The 15295-nt window shown below is 42.1% G+C and carries 13 protein-coding genes; 7 read left to right on the forward strand and 6 right to left on the reverse strand.

What is annotated here, in order from left to right; translation table 11 throughout:
• Positions 1-61 precede the first annotated feature (61 nt).
• Positions 62-1054, forward strand: a complete 993-nt coding sequence (locus tag MED121_RS08620) for a GlxA family transcriptional regulator (protein ID WP_009833281.1) — start codon at positions 62-64, stop codon at positions 1052-1054.
• Between the two features lie 87 nt (positions 1055-1141).
• Complete coding sequence (locus MED121_RS08625) at positions 1142-2131, forward strand: 2-oxoglutarate and iron-dependent oxygenase domain-containing protein (RefSeq protein ID WP_009833282.1); 990 nt, start codon at positions 1142-1144, stop codon at positions 2129-2131.
• A 262-nt stretch (positions 2132-2393) separates the two neighbouring features.
• Here the strand turns inward: MED121_RS08625 and MED121_RS08630 are convergent, their stop codons facing one another.
• Positions 2394-4238, reverse strand: a complete 1845-nt coding sequence (locus tag MED121_RS08630; protein WP_009833283.1) for a pyridoxamine 5'-phosphate oxidase family protein — start codon at positions 4236-4238, stop codon at positions 2394-2396.
• Between the two features lie 21 nt (positions 4239-4259).
• The gene (locus tag MED121_RS08635) at positions 4260-4868 is read right to left on the reverse strand and encodes a glutathione S-transferase family protein (RefSeq protein WP_050764556.1); all 609 of its coding nucleotides are present in this window, start codon (positions 4866-4868) and stop codon (positions 4260-4262) included.
• A gap of 212 nt (positions 4869-5080) precedes the next feature.
• On the opposite strand from MED121_RS08635, the gene MED121_RS08640 reads away from it, so the two are divergent.
• Positions 5081-5998, forward strand: a complete 918-nt coding sequence (locus MED121_RS08640; protein ID WP_009833285.1) for a LysR family transcriptional regulator — start codon at positions 5081-5083, stop codon at positions 5996-5998.
• Between the two features lie 19 nt (positions 5999-6017).
• Here MED121_RS08640 and MED121_RS08645 read toward each other — a convergent pair whose 3' ends face one another.
• On the reverse strand, positions 6018-6956 hold the full coding sequence (locus MED121_RS08645) for a LysR substrate-binding domain-containing protein (protein ID WP_009833286.1): 939 nt from the start codon (positions 6954-6956) through the stop codon (positions 6018-6020).
• A gap of 122 nt (positions 6957-7078) precedes the next feature.
• Here MED121_RS08645 and MED121_RS08650 point away from each other — a divergent pair, with 122 nt between their 5' ends.
• From MED121_RS08650 to MED121_RS08660, 3 genes are all read left to right on the forward strand, one after another.
• A complete protein-coding gene (locus tag MED121_RS08650; protein WP_009833287.1) occupies positions 7079-8374 on the forward strand; it encodes a D-serine ammonia-lyase in 1296 nt (431 codons plus the stop codon).
• 306 nt (positions 8375-8680) lie between these two features.
• Complete coding sequence (locus tag MED121_RS08655) at positions 8681-10057, forward strand: sodium:alanine symporter family protein (RefSeq protein WP_009833288.1); 1377 nt, start codon at positions 8681-8683, stop codon at positions 10055-10057.
• Positions 10058-10590: 533 nt separating this feature from the next.
• The gene (locus MED121_RS08660; protein WP_009833289.1) at positions 10591-11304 is read left to right on the forward strand and encodes a hypothetical protein; all 714 of its coding nucleotides are present in this window, start codon (positions 10591-10593) and stop codon (positions 11302-11304) included.
• Between the two features lie 388 nt (positions 11305-11692).
• On the opposite strand, the gene MED121_RS08665 is transcribed toward MED121_RS08660, so the two are convergent.
• From MED121_RS08665 to MED121_RS08675, 3 genes are all read right to left on the reverse strand, one after another.
• Positions 11693-12040 carry a RidA family protein gene (locus MED121_RS08665; RefSeq protein ID WP_009833290.1) on the reverse strand — a complete coding sequence of 116 codons (348 nt, stop codon included), beginning with the start codon at positions 12038-12040 and terminating at the stop codon, positions 11693-11695.
• A 154-nt stretch (positions 12041-12194) separates the two neighbouring features.
• Entirely contained in the window at positions 12195-13055 is an 861-nt protein-coding gene (locus tag MED121_RS08670) for a GNAT family N-acetyltransferase (RefSeq protein ID WP_242603194.1), read from the reverse strand.
• A gap of 52 nt (positions 13056-13107) precedes the next feature.
• Positions 13108-13545, reverse strand: coding sequence for a VOC family protein (locus MED121_RS08675; protein WP_009833292.1), 438 nt, complete (start codon positions 13543-13545; stop codon positions 13108-13110).
• Positions 13546-13781: 236 nt separating this feature from the next.
• Between MED121_RS08675 and pssA the strand changes: the two genes are divergently transcribed.
• Complete coding sequence (gene pssA, locus MED121_RS08680) at positions 13782-15131, forward strand: CDP-diacylglycerol--serine O-phosphatidyltransferase (RefSeq protein ID WP_009833293.1); 1350 nt, start codon at positions 13782-13784, stop codon at positions 15129-15131.
• Positions 15132-15295: the final 164 nt, after the last annotated feature.

The raw sequence follows: 15295 nt of genomic DNA on the forward strand, positions 1-15295 counted from the left end.
CAATCCAATATAGTAAAAACAAGTGCTATACAGGGCAAAGACAACACAGGATGGAACCCAAATGAAACAGGTTAAAGTCAGTTTTATCTTGTTACCAGGCTTTGCTCTAACCTCTTTTTCACTGGCGATTGAGGCCTTAAGTGTGGCCAATCTGCTTTATGCTGAAGAGGTGTATCAATATCAAATTTGCCATGCTCATGTCTCTAATAATAACGATAGCCATAGCTCAAACCACCAAACCACTGTCACCAGCTCAAACCATGTTCCCATTGAAACCAGTGGTGACTTAAACCTTTGCCAGAATAGCGATCTAATATTTGTCTGTGGTTATCTAAATACAGCGGATTACGATAACCCAGCCCTATTTAGTTTATTGCGCAGTGTCGCCCGTAAAAAAGGACGTATCGCGGCGCTCAGTTGCGCCAGTTTTATTCTTGCCAAAGCAGGCTTATTACAAGGCAAAAGCTGCACCTTGGTACCCGAATACAAAACCACATTTACAGAGCTTTACCCTGATATTTCGATTCAGGAAAACCTCTATACAGTGACAGATAATTTGTTGACCAGTGCAGGTGGTACGGCCACATTAGACATGCTGCTTTACCTCATTAGCCAAGATCACGGACGCGACTTTGCCCACAATACCTCACAGCAATTCTTACTTGAACGCATTCGTAGCAGTGAAGAGATACAAACCAGCCGTCGTCATCTTAACCTAAGAATGAAATCACCTTGTTTAGGTGCCGCAGTAGAGTTAATGGAAAAACACATTAGCCACCCTTATCAAATAACGACACTTGCCAATAAAATCGGGACTACTCAAAGAAACCTAGAAACCGTTTTCCAGAAGTATGAGCAGATTAGCCCTGGCCGTTATTATCTACGTTTACGCCTACAACAAGCCCGGAAAATGATAGAAGAAACTCACCTCAGTTTAACCAAGGTGGCACAAGCGACAGGCTTTAGTTCGCAAAGCCATTTCAGTAAATGTTTCAAGGACTTATATCACCAAAGCCCGTCTGAGATAAGACAGGTAAATTCATCGTTAAACTAGCAGGATATTTCGCTTTTGTTATATAAGTGAAGCCTCGGATTCAGCGACACTGAAAGACATAAAACAACGCCATGAAGGTATTTAATTATGTCAATTTCAACCGCTAGCCAATTCGATTCTCGTCTAGAAAGTAAGTCCACCTCGTTCAATGAAATCCCTATTATTGACCTTGCTAAACTCATTGATGGTAGCGACCCTATGGCGGTAGCAAATGAGATTGGTGATGTCTGTCAAAATGTCGGTTTTCTCTATATCAAAAACCATGGCGTTAATAGGCAACTGGTTAAAAAAGCCTACGACCAAGCTCAAGCGTTTTTCGATTTACCATTGGCACAAAAACAAGCCTTGAATATCGTCAATTCGGGTCAAACCCTAAGAGGCTATATTCCTATGTACGGGGAGAATGTAGACCCTGAAAATACCCGTGATTTTAAAGAGTGCTTTGATTTTGGTTTAAATGAAAAGACTGTGTCGCCTTTTTTTGGCCCTAACCAGATGCCTGAAGATCCAACTGAATTTAAACAAACCTTCGAGCAATATCATGAGGCCATGATGACCTTATCCCGTAAACTCATCAGTGCCATTGCTTTAAGCTTGGATCTAGAGGCAGACTATTTTGCCAAGCTACAGCAAAAGCCCATTACCATTCAAAGGTTACTCCACTACCCGCCTCAAGAAGGCCCTATAAGCCAAGAAGAAATCGGTATCGGTGCCCATACGGATTATGGTTTTCTAACCATATTATCCCAAGATGATATAGGGGGGTTACAAGTACAAAACCGTGATGGACAGTGGGTCAGCGCTCCGCCTGTTGAGGATACTTTTATCGTCAATATTGGGGATTTGGTACAGACATTTACCAATGATAAATACATCTCCACCCTACACAGAGTGATTAATACCAGCGGTAAAGAGCGTTACTCTATCCCTTTCTTTATCGATCTGGACTTTGATGCTGAGGTGAGTGTTGTACCAAGCTGTCAAAGTGAGGAGAACCCAGCTAAGTATCAGGCTTATACCTGTGGACAGCATAAGTACAAACGTTTTGTTGATAGCTATGCCCATCTAACTAATTAAGATAGCGATAGGAATTTGGCTAATTAAGATAGCGATAGGAATTTGGCTAATTAAGATAGCTATGATTATCTAACCAGCTAAGCATAACGAATTGACGAAACACCAACGAATAAGCAGCCTTTCTTTTTTTGCATGAAAACATCAAACAATAAAAGATCAAGGCTGTTTATTCCTTGTTAAGTGACCTATCAAGATTCGAAACGGGCTAACTTAAAAGCCCTCTCCACCTTAAAATCCACCTTAAAATCCACCTTAAAAGCGTTTAAAAGTCAAAAGCCTCCGTATGAATATTTGCGACAGGTACACCAATAGAAGCTAAGTATTCCGTCATCTGCGCCATAAATAACGCTGGGCCACAAACATAGGCTTGTTGCTCTTTCGGATTTGGAACCAAAGCCTCTAATTGCGCTTTGGTTAAACGCCCTTGCTCACTGGTGATAATATTTGTGTAGCTAAAATCTGGATACTTGTGTGAACGGCGAACAAGCTCATGATGGCTAAGTAGATGGCGCTGATACCTCTCCACATGAATCATTGTCACCTTGGTTTTATCTTGTAATGAAAAAGCGCCAATCCCCCTCACCATGGCTAAATTAGGGGTGATGCCAATCCCAGCACTTAATAAAAGAAGCTGCTCGGGTACAAGGGGCGTTTGGGTATCAGCATCTAATGTGATGGCTGTCATTTCACCTTGAATACCCGTTAATACAAGCTCTAAACCTAACTCGGCATGATCATGCAGCCAGTTTGTGACTAAGCCATTTGGCACACGTTTTACGCTAATATCTAACGTATTATCGCCCTTTAAGCTATTTGGTGTCTCGGATAAAGTCCAAGTCCTCACTTCTGAGGCAGCCCCTCCTAGAATATTATTAAATTCAAAGCTTGCGTATTGGCCCGGCAAAAAAGCAATGCGTTGTGAGACCACAAAACGAAATGTTTTAACGGTTTCTGTCTCCTCAACAATTTTGACTAAGGTCGCCTTCATAGGACATTCTGAGTGATTAATAGCAGTGTCATTGATAGCACTGTCATTGCCTGTACTATCCTTGCCCGTACCATCACTGTCAGCAACGACAGGGTTGTAAGGAGAATAATCCAATCGCTTCCACCTATGGCTCGTTACATTATCCGTTCGTACTAAACGCTCTATATGGAAAACAATGGCTCTAGATGCCCCTTCATAGCGGCCATCATGCTTCCAGTCCACCAGCGCACGACCTGTCATTTGAATCATGCTACCCGTTTCGAAATCCACCAAAGTGACACCAGCTCTGTCATTGACTTCCAAATTACCCGAAGTAAAAAACATGCCATTCCCGCGATACTCTGGCCATTCAATGGTGGTTGGAGAAGTCACTCGAATAAACCCAGGTTTACCCCCACGGTGATTACAGTCTGCCCCAATATCTGGCGCATAACTGCCAATCCATAAGGTATCCATCGCTTGAATAAAGCCTTGGTCATCTTCTGTTAGACTTGTGCGCTCTTCTCTCTTCGCCTTCCTATTGATGGATTCAGCATTGCTCGCATCAAGAATGATTTCTCTGCGGTTAATGTATTTTGGGCAGTTAGGTGTGTATTCATTTACCTGAAGATGAAGGCCTCTGTCGTTATTACCTCTATCGTCATTATCTTCAAAGCTATTATTTTCAAAGCTACTATCTTCAAAACGATTATCTTCAAAGCCCAGTGCCACGCCATTAATGCGATGTCGAATCCGTCTATTGAGATCAATACCTAATAAGGAAAATGGTGTGCCTGATTCAACCGTATTGAGCACATCATTGTCGGGAATACTATGGGGCGAAATAACAATTTCGTTTTCAGTAACAGCCCTAAGATCCCCTGCTTTTGCAAACAAGGGGGTTACCCAGACATTCCCCGTATTCAAGTCCACACTGCTCATCGCTGCAAATGACTGAGCAGCCAAAAACGCATCATGGTTAGCTAAAAAATTGAGGGCACTGCGCTTACCTGCAGCTAATTCAGACGCGGCGCCACGGGTGCCCGCTTTATCTTGAGCGGCTAATTCGCCCTGATGATATGGGAATTTGCCAGTATTCTTATCTGTCATAGACGTTTCATTTCGCCCTTTAATAAACATAGTGCCCCCTTATTACTGACTTTAGTTACCGGCGTGCATCATAGGTTTAAAGCCTTCAATGGCTTCGATGTTGCGCAACCATTGCTGAATCGCTGGGTAAGCATCAAGGCTAAAGTTGCCTTCATTAACTCGGGCAATATAGCTATAGCAGGCAATATCAGCGATCGACGGAGTCTCTCCCACCAACCACTTTGTCTCTTTCAAATGAGGCTCAAACAGCTCGCCAAAGAGTTTTTCAGTTTTTTCTCTTGCTTGTGCTTCGTCTGCTGGCATGCCAAAAAGCTGTATTGCGCGAAGCACAAAAGGACCATTCATCACTTCATGCACTGCAACCGATAACCATTGCTGAATCTTGGCTTGAGTTAATGCATCTTCTGGCCACCAAGTGTTGGTTTTATCAAAGGTGCGGGCAAGATAAATCAATATGGCAGTAGAGTCTCTCAAGGTGACAGAGTCATGACTTAAGACAGGCACCTGGCCTAGCGGGTTTATAGCTAAGTATTCAGCGGATTTGTGCTCCCCTTCTGCTAGATCGACTAATCTCTCAGAGAATTCCACTCCTAGAATACTTAAAAAATTTGCCACGCGATGGCTATTGCCCGATATAGGATGTCCGTAAAGTGTAATCACGAGATATACTCCTTAATGCTTAATATGTAAGGTTTAAAATCTTTTTTCATTGCTTAACGTCTTGCTTAAATTACTGCTGAGACCTTAAATCTAACGGCTCGTTTTAAGACTTAACAAAGGATCGAACAGCAATAAGCTAGAAAAACTATACAAGCCAAGGAGTGTTCGTGATAGATTGATTACCAATAAACTGTGTTAGCTTTTTACTTACAATGAATACAAATACCAAATATAATTTAAATCGCCTGACTTATTTCGTTGCCATTATTGAAGAAAAAACCATAACAGCTGCGGCTGAAAGGCTAGGGTTAAGCAAAGCGGTTGTCAGTAAACAGTTACAGCTTTTAGAAGAAGAGCTTGGTGTGAGTTTAGTGGTGAGAAACACGCGTCATTTACATGCCACTAAAACAGGTGAAGCCTTTTATACTCGCAGTAAAGAAGCCCTTAAGTATGCGCAACATGCCTTTGATACAGCGGCAGAAGACAGTCACGAGCCCAGCGGACTAATTAGGCTAACATCGCCAATTGATTTAGGGATATTTCAACTGGCGCCTATCATCACACAGTTTTGTGCTAAATATCCTAAAGTTAAAATTGAGGTAAATTTAAGTGACGAAGTCAAAGACATAGTGGCTAAGCGCTATGATTTGTCCTTTAGAGTGGGTTGGTTACAAGATTCCTCTAATCGCGCAAGAAAGATAGGAAGCTTTCGTGAAGTCGCGTTATCTACCCCAGCATTTGCAAAAAACTGGGCACCTAAAACCCCGAAAGACTTATCTTCACTTCCCTTTACCGCTTATGATGTGATTGATCGCTCAACTCGAACCTTCATCCATCAAGCTAGCAGGGGAACAAAAGAGCAAAGTACCGAAGTCGAACTCACCACAAACCTTAGCTTCAATACCACCTTAGCCATTAGAGAAGCCTTGCTTACCAGCCAGTATTTTGGTGTTTTACCTGATTTTACCGTCAAAAAAGACTTAAAAGCAGGGGTCCTGCAAGAACTATTACCTAACTGGAAGCTGAGAGAAGGAGGTATTTATATTGTTCGTCCCCCAAGCCAATTAAGAACACAAGCGGTTCAATTGTTTATTGACGCAATTATTTCTAAGTTTGAAGCGACAATATAGATAACACAGCCGATGCCGATTATTTAACACTGGGGTCAAGCACTTTAACCTCTTGGTTCATATCGACATGCTCTAATAACCAGTTTTTTAATACATAAGCATGAATATTCGCTCGGCCTTTTTTCGGGATCAGCAAGTAGTAATCACAACAAGATGGCACGCCATTAAAAGGCGCAATCAGGCGACCATTTTTTAATTCTTCACCCACTTGGGATGCTCTTGCCAAAGCAATGCCCAAACCCGCTTCCGCCGCCGCAATGGCCATATATGAACGGTTAAAAAAGTGGCCCTTGGTGCTATCAATACCTGGCAGCTTGGTTTGATCTAACCAAAACCGCCATTCTGCATCTCGTTCAGCATCGATCCAAGGCATGGCATCATGTAACAAAGAGGCATCTTTTAAGGTGTTTTTCTCCCGCCAATTTGCCTGTTTCATATATTCAGGACTGATCACGGGCAAGAGAGTTTCTTTCACCAAGAGGTTTGAAGTAAAACCTTCATATTGGCCATCACCATAGTCAATGGCGATATCAAAATCGGCCCCTGCAAGTTCCAGCAATGCCTCATCCGCATAGGTTTCCACCTTGATATGAGGATATTCTAAATTGAACTCTTGCAACTTAGGAATTAACCATTTAAAAACAAAGGATGGTGTTGATTTGAGCCTGACAACATTATCTGAAAGCTTGGCCTGCAATCTGCGTATGACCATTTCCACGGATTCAATAGATTGCTGTGTCACATTCAGCATCTCTTTACCTTCCTGAGTGAGCACAATGCCACTGGGTTGACGTTGAAATAGTTTAAAGCCCAATTGCTCTTCCAGCTTTCTAATTTGCTGACTAATCGCCCCAGTTGTGACACAGAGTTCTTTACCTGCCGCCGAAAAGCTTAATAACCGGCCACTGGCCTCAAAATAAACTAAAGAAGAGAATGTTCTTGCGTTCAACTTGGTCATTCAATCACCTATAATAGAAAACTTGTTTAGTATAACTAAACCCCTTTTAAGAAAGTATCATTTGTTTTCGTTCACATCGCAAAACATAATGACGCTCAAATGTTAACGAATTCGGACACATTATGGCAGTACTAAATATTACAGATGAAGAAAAAGTTAAGATTAAAAATGCCGAACCACTACTTTGGTTAAACGCGGCATTTAAAAAAACCATTACGCCATCCGTGACACCAAGCCGTAAAGAACTGTTTGCTGCTGAAGCTAGGTTAGCGCGCTTTGCCCCCTTGCTAGCGCGCCTTTTTCCAGAACTAGAAAGCTTTAATGGTTTAATTGAATCCCCTCTTCTAGCAAGCCAAAACACAAACAAAGATAAGCCTCATTTATATTACAAAGCAGACCACCAATTGCCCGTCGCTGGGTCGATTAAGGCCCGTGGTGGCATTCACGAAGTACTGCATTTTGCCGAAAGCCTAGCGGTTAAAAATGGCATCATAAATGAGCAAAACTTTGATTACAAAACCCTAGCAGAACCACCAGCTCGTGACGTGTTCGAGCGCTATACCATTGCTGTGGGTAGTACCGGTAATCTCGGCCTAAGTATTGGCATTATGGCCAATGCACTTGGCTTTAACGCTGTGGTACATATGTCATCTGATGCCAAGGAATGGAAAAAAGAAAGGCTGAGAAAGCGTGGCGTCACTGTTATCGAACATACAGCGGATTATGGCGCGGCAGTGGCTGCGGGTCGTGCTGAATCGGATGCAGACCCCTTTAGTTATTTTGTTGACGATGAAAATTCAAGCCATCTCTTTATGGGTTATGCGGTAGCGGCGTTAAGACTCAGAGCTCAACTCGATGATCAAGGCATTGAAGTCAATAGTGAACACCCTTTGTTTGTTTATTTACCCGCAGGGGTTGGTGGCGCACCCGGCGGCATCACCTTTGGTTTAAAGAGCTTATTTGGGGAAGATGTGCATTGTTTCTTTGCCGAGCCAGTGCAAGCCCCTTGCATGTTATTAGGTATGGCAGGCACTCAAAACTCTCACCCAATTCATGTTAAAGAAATGGGGTTAAGTATTAACACAGATGCCGACGGACTGGCGGTAGGAACAGCCTCTCAATGGGTATGTGATGCGACGCGACACCTTTTATCTGGCGTTTATACAGCAACAGATCAAGCACTCTACCAATCTCTGTTAGCGCTAAAAGAAAATGAAAAAATTGAAGTCGAGCCTTCTGCTGCGATTGCTTGCCTTGGCCCACAATTTCTAACCAGTGAGAAAGGGCAAGTCTACTTAGCCAAGCATAATCTAGCAGACAAACTAGACAAATCCACTCATATCGCCTGGTTAACTGGCGGTTCATTTGTTCCACAGGAGGAGTATCAAAACTACCTAGACATAGCACGGCGCACTTAAGGAAGATGCGAACTCGTTTTCAAGCCTAATTTTGTAGAGACACCCTTTTAGACCAATTTTTTTGCACTTTTTTCGTGTACGGGATCAGTGCGGCCAAATTTTACTAAACCAAGGTGATCACAAGGTATTTTGGGACTTTTTGAAAAAGGCTCACCCTGTGTTGCTGCTTCTCAAAAGATTCCAAACTTGGCTTAAATCGCTTATTCGCACCCACCTTAGAAAAGCACACTCACGTACTTTTCGACTTATAAAAGCACTTAGCGAACACCCATAAACACAAAAAAAACAATATCTGGAGTTCTTTCGATGGAAGCTTTAACAAATTTTATCGGCACAGTTAATGGCATAGTCTGGGGATGGCCAATGCTTATCCTCATTCTTGGCGTAGGTTTCTTTATGAGCATAGGCTTAAAGCTCATGCCAATTTTGAAACTGGGCACAGGCTTTAAGCTACTTGCAGGGGGCACCAAGGCAGAAAAAGGTGAAGAAAATGAGGGTGAAGTCCCTCCTTATCAAGCCTTGATGACAGCCATGGCAGCCACAGTGGGTACAGGTAATATTGCCGGTGTTGCCACCGCCGTATTTTTAGGGGGCCCAGGCGCGCTATTTTGGATGTGGATGACGGCATTAGTCGGCATGGCAACCAAGTATGCAGAAGCCGTACTTGCGGTAAAATACCGAGAAGTTGATGAAGAAGGTAACCATGTCGGTGGCCCTATGTACTACATCAAAAACGGTATGGGTAAAAACTGGGTTTGGTTAGGCACCACCTTTGCTATCTTCGGCGCCATTGCTGGTTTTGGTATTGGTAACGGTGTGCAGTCAAACTCTATCGCCCAAGTAATCGAAACCAACTTCTCTGTGCCGCCGCTTGTGACTGGCCTTATCATCATGGTGCTTGTCGGTGCCGTATTAATGGGTGGTATTAAGCGAATTGGTTCTGTAGCAGGTGCACTTGTTCCTGTTATGGCTGTTGCTTATATCATTGCTGGACTGATTGTTCTTGCGACAAACGCGGACCAAATTGGGCCTGCTATGTCTTTAATCCTTGAAAGTGCTTTCACAGGTCATGCCGCTGAAGGTGGTTTTGCCGGTGCGGCTGTTTGGGCTGCGATTCGTTTTGGTGTCGCTCGTGGTGTGTTCTCGAACGAAGCCGGTCTTGGTTCTGCGCCAATTGCTCACGCTGCCGCTCAAACTAAAGACCCTGTTCGCCAAGGTCTGGTTGCTATGCTAGGTACTTTCCTAGACACCATCCTAATCTGTACTATTACGGGTCTTGTGATTGTGTCTTCTGGTCTTTGGACAAGCGGTACTTCTGGTGCTGCACTCACCTCAGCCGCTTTTGCTCAAGCACTACCTGGCATAGGTAACTACCTTGTAGCTATATCTCTAGCTATATTTGCTTTCACGACTATCATAGGCTGGTCTTTCTATGGAGAGCGTTGTATTGAGTTTTTACTTGGCGTGAAAGCCATCAAGCCTTATCGCATACTTTGGGTGCTTGCTATCCCAGTGGGTGCGACATTAAGTCTTGATTTTGTTTGGTTACTGGCAGATACACTAAACGCTATGATGGCCTTACCTAACTTGATCGCAATCATAGTATTGAGCCCTGTGGTATTCCAGCTAACCCGAGAGTACTTTGATAAACAGAAAAAAGATGCCGCTCAATTAGCGAAATAATGAAGTTGTAGCATCACAAATAAAAAGGGGCTAGCCATTGGGTTAGCCTTTTTTGTGGTTAGCAATGAATAGAAAATAGCGGAAAAAAATCAAACAAGACACGGCTAAATCTCAATATTAAATGCCAACATCTAGCACCCAAAAATGGCATTCAAGCCTTTTATTGAAAAAATATTGATCTTTTTTTAAACCAATCTTGGTCGTTTTTTCAGGGCTATTCCTGTCTTTTTAGTCATTTTCATGGACGCTCGCTAACCCCATAAAAACACAAGAAAAAGACCATTAATTTCAACATTATTAAAATTGAAAATTTATTATCCACTTTGGTTTTAGCATGAATATTTACCAAGCTAAAACCCCCCATTACTCACCTTATGAAATCTTTAATCGTTGTTACTAACCTCGCTCAAAGCTAGCATGCATGGGTCTTCTGAATAAATCTGAACGATCGTACAGCTTTTAAAGTTAGGTCGTTTATCAGAAAAAATAAAAATAAATTAACCAAAGATTTAATCATATAACGGAGTTTTTCCATGCAAAAAGCACTCATCACATTGGCTACGGCCTCACTCATTTCTATCCCAGCTCAAGCAGAGCAATTCTGGTCTGATACCAGTATCTCCATCTTAAATGGCGATGATTATGAATTTACCGATGAAGACATCACCACCATGACACTAGAGCATGTGTCCGGTCACAGTTGGGGCAGTCTCTTTTTCTTCCAAGACCGTCACAAAGGTGGCTCTTATTCGGAATCTTACGGTGAATTCAGCCCAGCTTACACCTTAACAAAATTAAGTGATGATGGTTTTTTTAAGGACATTAACGCAGCATTCACCTATGAGTTTGGTACCACCCAAGGCGGGCAAAGCCTAGATAATTACCTATTTGGTATTGGCTCTAACTTAAATGTACCTGGCCTAGACTTCGCTAGCGCGACGGTATACATGGCGAACAATGAAGAATATTACGGTAACTCAAAAGACTATCAGCTCACCTTGGTTTTTGGCTATAGCCAAGGTAACTTTGCCATTGATGGATTTATGGATTATGCCTTTAACAGTGATAATGATTCGACTGAAGACAGCATGAATTTCACACCTCAAATCACTTACAACATTGGCCCTATGTTAGGGACTCAAAACAAGGTCAAAGTGGGTGTTGAATACTCCTATTGGACCAATCAATTTGGTACCGATGGACAAGATCAAAATGCCGTTAGCCTCTTGTTAAAAGCGCACCTTTAATCCTTCTTTATTCCCCTTAAAGACTGATTAGGGCTACCAGCAGGCTCCCCCTTCTGGTAGTTCGGCGCTTTAGGTATTTAGCTATCTAGGCATCAATGCAGAGTCAATCTGTTTAGCTTGCTTCCTAAGCTCACCTTTTAAGTCCAATATTGAAACGCGTTGACCAAACGTCATGTGAATACACCCAATATTTAACATGATACAAACGCTTAAGCGAAAAGCATGTTTCTTCATTGGACTTCTTTTTAACTTTGTTATGACATTCAGCGCCAAAAACCAAGTGCTATCCCTAAAAACTAAGTGCTATTCCTAAAAACCAGGCACTTTCCCTATAGACACAAAAAAGCCGCAACATCCGAAAATGCTACGGCTTATGGATTCTATTCCCTTAAAGAGCGGCGGTTACCGTCACTTCAACTAAAACAGTATCACGAACCATAGTCGCTTGAACGCACGTTCGAGCAGGTGCATACCCCATTGGTAACCACTCATTCCACAAGGCATTAAATGTTGGTACATCTTTATTGTCTTTAACATGAATAAGGGCAGAAAGGATTTTAGTATTATCAGTACCCGCTTCTTTTAAATGCTCATCAATGCGAGCAAGTACAGATTTTGTCTGACCTGCCATATCTTCAGTCACATCATGTGGCACTTGGCCACAAAGGTAAACCGTCTCATTATGAATAACAATGCGGCTAACTCTTTCGTCTGTTTGCAAGCGAGTAATGCTCATGGCGTGATTCCTATTAATTAAAAATGTAAAAATTGATGAGGATCTCATCAACAAAATAACGCCTTATATTGTATGGCTCTAACGCTCTAGATTCGAGAAAATATCATTTCATAATACAAATTCTTTTTATAGTTTGAAAAGTTTGCCTTATCTTTTAACCTATCTCAAAAGATGTCACACCATAAATGCGATTTAACGGGAGCTCTGGTTTGGTTTGAGTGTACATGCGAGCGGTTTCAAATACCGGCACCATGGCAAACTCTTTTGCAAATAGCATGGCCTCTTGATGACAAGCGGGTACATCTAAAAAGAATTCACTTCCTTTAGCCAGATTAGCCGTTAACGCAGTGATTAAAGACCTCGCTATCTCTTGTGAATCAGCAAACAAAGGGGCGATTTTATAACCTGATTGGCATTGCCTGATTACCCCATAACCTTGCACCTTACCCTCATCAACATAAGCCAAAGCATTTGCATCCTCCTGTTCAACCCAAGCTTGCATAAATGCAGTACGATCGGCAGGAAAAAAGGCTTTCTCATAGGCCATTAATGATGAAAGCGGTAACGTTTTAAGAGGCACTAAAGCGCCTTTAAGCTTATCTAATTTATTGCTATTCTCTAAACTAACGCCTCCCTGAAAACGCACATTGGCATAAGCCAGTTCAAAGCCTGACTTTTGATAGTTTTCTTGCTGTGCAGCCACACCATCTAAGCCAATATTGCAGCCCGACAAATAAGACAGTGCCGCTTGCCAAAGTTGCATACCATAACCTTGGCCTCGATATTCAGGCTTAACGAGATAAAAGCCAATAAAGGCAAAATCAGCCGAGTACTTAATCGCCGAAATACAACCAATTGGCTCACCCTCTAATTCGGCCAATAAAAAGCCATGAGGGTCTGCAAGGTAATAGGTTTTTGCATCATGAAGCCCAGGATTCCAGCCTTCAAGCGCCGCCCAGCTTAGTGCTAAACCAAGCTCTTCTTGGCTCATTTTTCTGATCTGTAACTCTGTCACTCGGTTCTCCCTCATACCCTACTCTTCCTCTTACCCTATTCTTCCTCATGCCTTACTCACTTGCTCTGGCTAACATGCGAGACATAACAGGATGATCTTCTTTTAATTGGAGTAAATCCCACAAGTTACCATACAAGTCTTTAAACACAGCGACTGTGCCATAAGGCTGATCTTTAGGGTCCCTCACAAACTCAATGCCTAGGCCTTTCATCCTCTCATAATCACGCCAAAAATCATCTGTATTCAAAAACAAGAAAACACGCCCTCCAGATTGATAACCGATGAAGTCTTCTTGTTCTGGTTTCGAGGCTCTGGCGAGTAACAGACTCATTTCTTTTGAGCCAGGAGGCGCAACCACAACCCAGCGTTTATCTTCTTCGGGTAAATAAAGGTCTTCAATCAAATCAAACTTGAGTTTATTGACATAAAAATCGATCGCCTCATCATAATCTTTTACCACTAATGAGATATGTACTATGGTTTGTTTCATTGCTCAGCTCCGGTTAAATCTTGATGGGGTTAATAGTATCAACAAAGTCTGCTCTATCCTCTATTTCCTTATACTCAGGGCCCTAATTTCTTTATTTTATTGCCGGATTGATAAGCTGAAATGCAGGCCAAAAGCTCGTCATCTAAGAGATAGAAGATTTTTATATTTTTCTGTTATAATCGCGCTCTTTTTAGTTTTCCCTTTTATTTTTAGATTGTACGAACATCGAGACGAGAATGGATTTAGCCATTGCTAACAAGCAGCGCTTGGACAAACTTCCTTGCATTGCCCATGCGCCAGAGAATTTAGACACACTGCTTGATGCAGGTTCATTTCGTGAACGCTTACACCTTGAAATAAGCCAAGCCAAAGACAGAATTTACCTAGTTGCCTTATACCTTCAAGACGATACCGCTGGCCGTAATATTATGACGGCCCTGTATGAGGCGAAACAAGCTAACCCTCAATTAGACATTAGGGTGTTAGTCGATTGGCACAGGGCACAACGAGGCTTAATAGGGGCGAATAAATCAGACGGAAATGCCGCTTTTTATCGCGAGTTTGCAAACACCTATGAACATCAGATTCAGGTATTAGGTGTCCCCGTTCGTAATAGGGAAGTATTTGGCGTACTTCACTTAAAAGGCTTCATTATTGACGATAAAGTGATATACAGCGGCGCAAGCTTAAATGATATTTATTTAGCCCAAAACAATAAATACCGTTACGACAGATATCACGTGTTTCAGAATATTGCCCTAGCTAATACCATGGCTGAGTTTATTATCTCGACCTTATCCCAAAGTGAGGCGGTTAACTGTTTAAACAAACACTCGCGTCCCACCACCAAAACCATTAAAGGTGCAATTAAAGACCTTAGAACGCAATTACAAAGCGCCAGTTACAGTTTTGAAAAGCAAACCATAGACAATCATCAAGTGGGCCTAACCCCACTGATAGGGTTAGGAAAACGCAAAAACCGTTTAAACAAACATATCTGCACCTTGCTTGGAAGTGCACAAAAAGAAATCACCATTTGCACCCCTTATTTCAATTTTCCAAGATTAGTTAGCCGAGAAATTAAACTCGCTCTCAAGCGTGGCGTAAACATCAACATTATTATTGGCGACAAAACCGCTAATGACTTTTTTATTCCGCCAAGCCAACCCTTCACAACGATCGCTGGTCTCCCTTATTTATACGAAGTTAATTTAAGAAAGTTTGCCAAGCAAAATGAGATGGCGATTAACAAAGGTCAATTATCATTACACCTTTGGCGTCACGACAATAATAGCTTTCACTTAAAGGGTATTTGGGTCGATCAAGAATACATGATGATTACAGGTAATAACCTGAACCCGAGAGCTTGGAAGCTAGATTTAGAAAATGCCATCTTAATTCATGACAAGCACCAATTACTGCTAGAACAAAACAAGCAAGAGCTAGATCAGATCATGAAACACACTAAGCGTGTAAGGAGCTATTTGATGATAGATAACGTGAATAGTTATCCTAATGAGGTCAAAAAGCTGATGAAACGCATTCATAGAGTTAAAGCCGACCACATTCTCAAGCAAATTCTTTAATTTAAAAAATAACCCCACTTTTAATGCGCCATGTACACTAGGGAACCTGCGATTAAGTCACCTCTTCCCAGTCTGCTCTTTTAAGGTATATGGGGAAAAAGTGTCACACAAGGCGTTACTTTGCGTTTATTAATAGAAAGTCATTGTAGGTACCTTTCGAGAAG

The sequence above is a fragment of the Marinomonas sp. MED121 genome, from assembly GCF_000153025.1.
Classification (GTDB): Bacteria; Pseudomonadota; Gammaproteobacteria; order Pseudomonadales; family Marinomonadaceae; genus Marinomonas.

Bases quoted from the DNA above. Each gene is read 5' to 3' on its own strand.
- MED121_RS08675 (WP_009833292.1), bottom strand. From the start codon at position 13,545: ATGAAACAAACCATAGTACATATCTCATTAGTGGTAAAAGATTATGAT.
- MED121_RS08665 (WP_009833290.1), bottom strand. From the start codon at position 12,040: ATGAGCATTACTCGCTTGCAAACAGACGAAAGAGTTAGCCGCATTGTT.
- MED121_RS08630 (WP_009833283.1), bottom strand. From the start codon at position 4,238: ATGTTTATTAAAGGGCGAAATGAAACGTCTATGACAGATAAGAATACT.
- MED121_RS08620 (WP_009833281.1), top strand. From the start codon at position 62: ATGAAACAGGTTAAAGTCAGTTTTATCTTGTTACCAGGCTTTGCTCTA.
- pssA (WP_009833293.1), top strand. From the start codon at position 13,782: ATGGATTTAGCCATTGCTAACAAGCAGCGCTTGGACAAACTTCCTTGC.
- MED121_RS08640 (WP_009833285.1), top strand. From the start codon at position 5,081: ATGAATACAAATACCAAATATAATTTAAATCGCCTGACTTATTTCGTT.
- MED121_RS08645 (WP_009833286.1), bottom strand. From the start codon at position 6,956: ATGACCAAGTTGAACGCAAGAACATTCTCTTCTTTAGTTTATTTTGAG.
- MED121_RS08650 (WP_009833287.1), top strand. From the start codon at position 7,079: ATGGCAGTACTAAATATTACAGATGAAGAAAAAGTTAAGATTAAAAAT.
- MED121_RS08625 (WP_009833282.1), top strand. From the start codon at position 1,142: ATGTCAATTTCAACCGCTAGCCAATTCGATTCTCGTCTAGAAAGTAAG.
- MED121_RS08655 (WP_009833288.1), top strand. From the start codon at position 8,681: ATGGAAGCTTTAACAAATTTTATCGGCACAGTTAATGGCATAGTCTGG.
- MED121_RS08660 (WP_009833289.1), top strand. From the start codon at position 10,591: ATGCAAAAAGCACTCATCACATTGGCTACGGCCTCACTCATTTCTATC.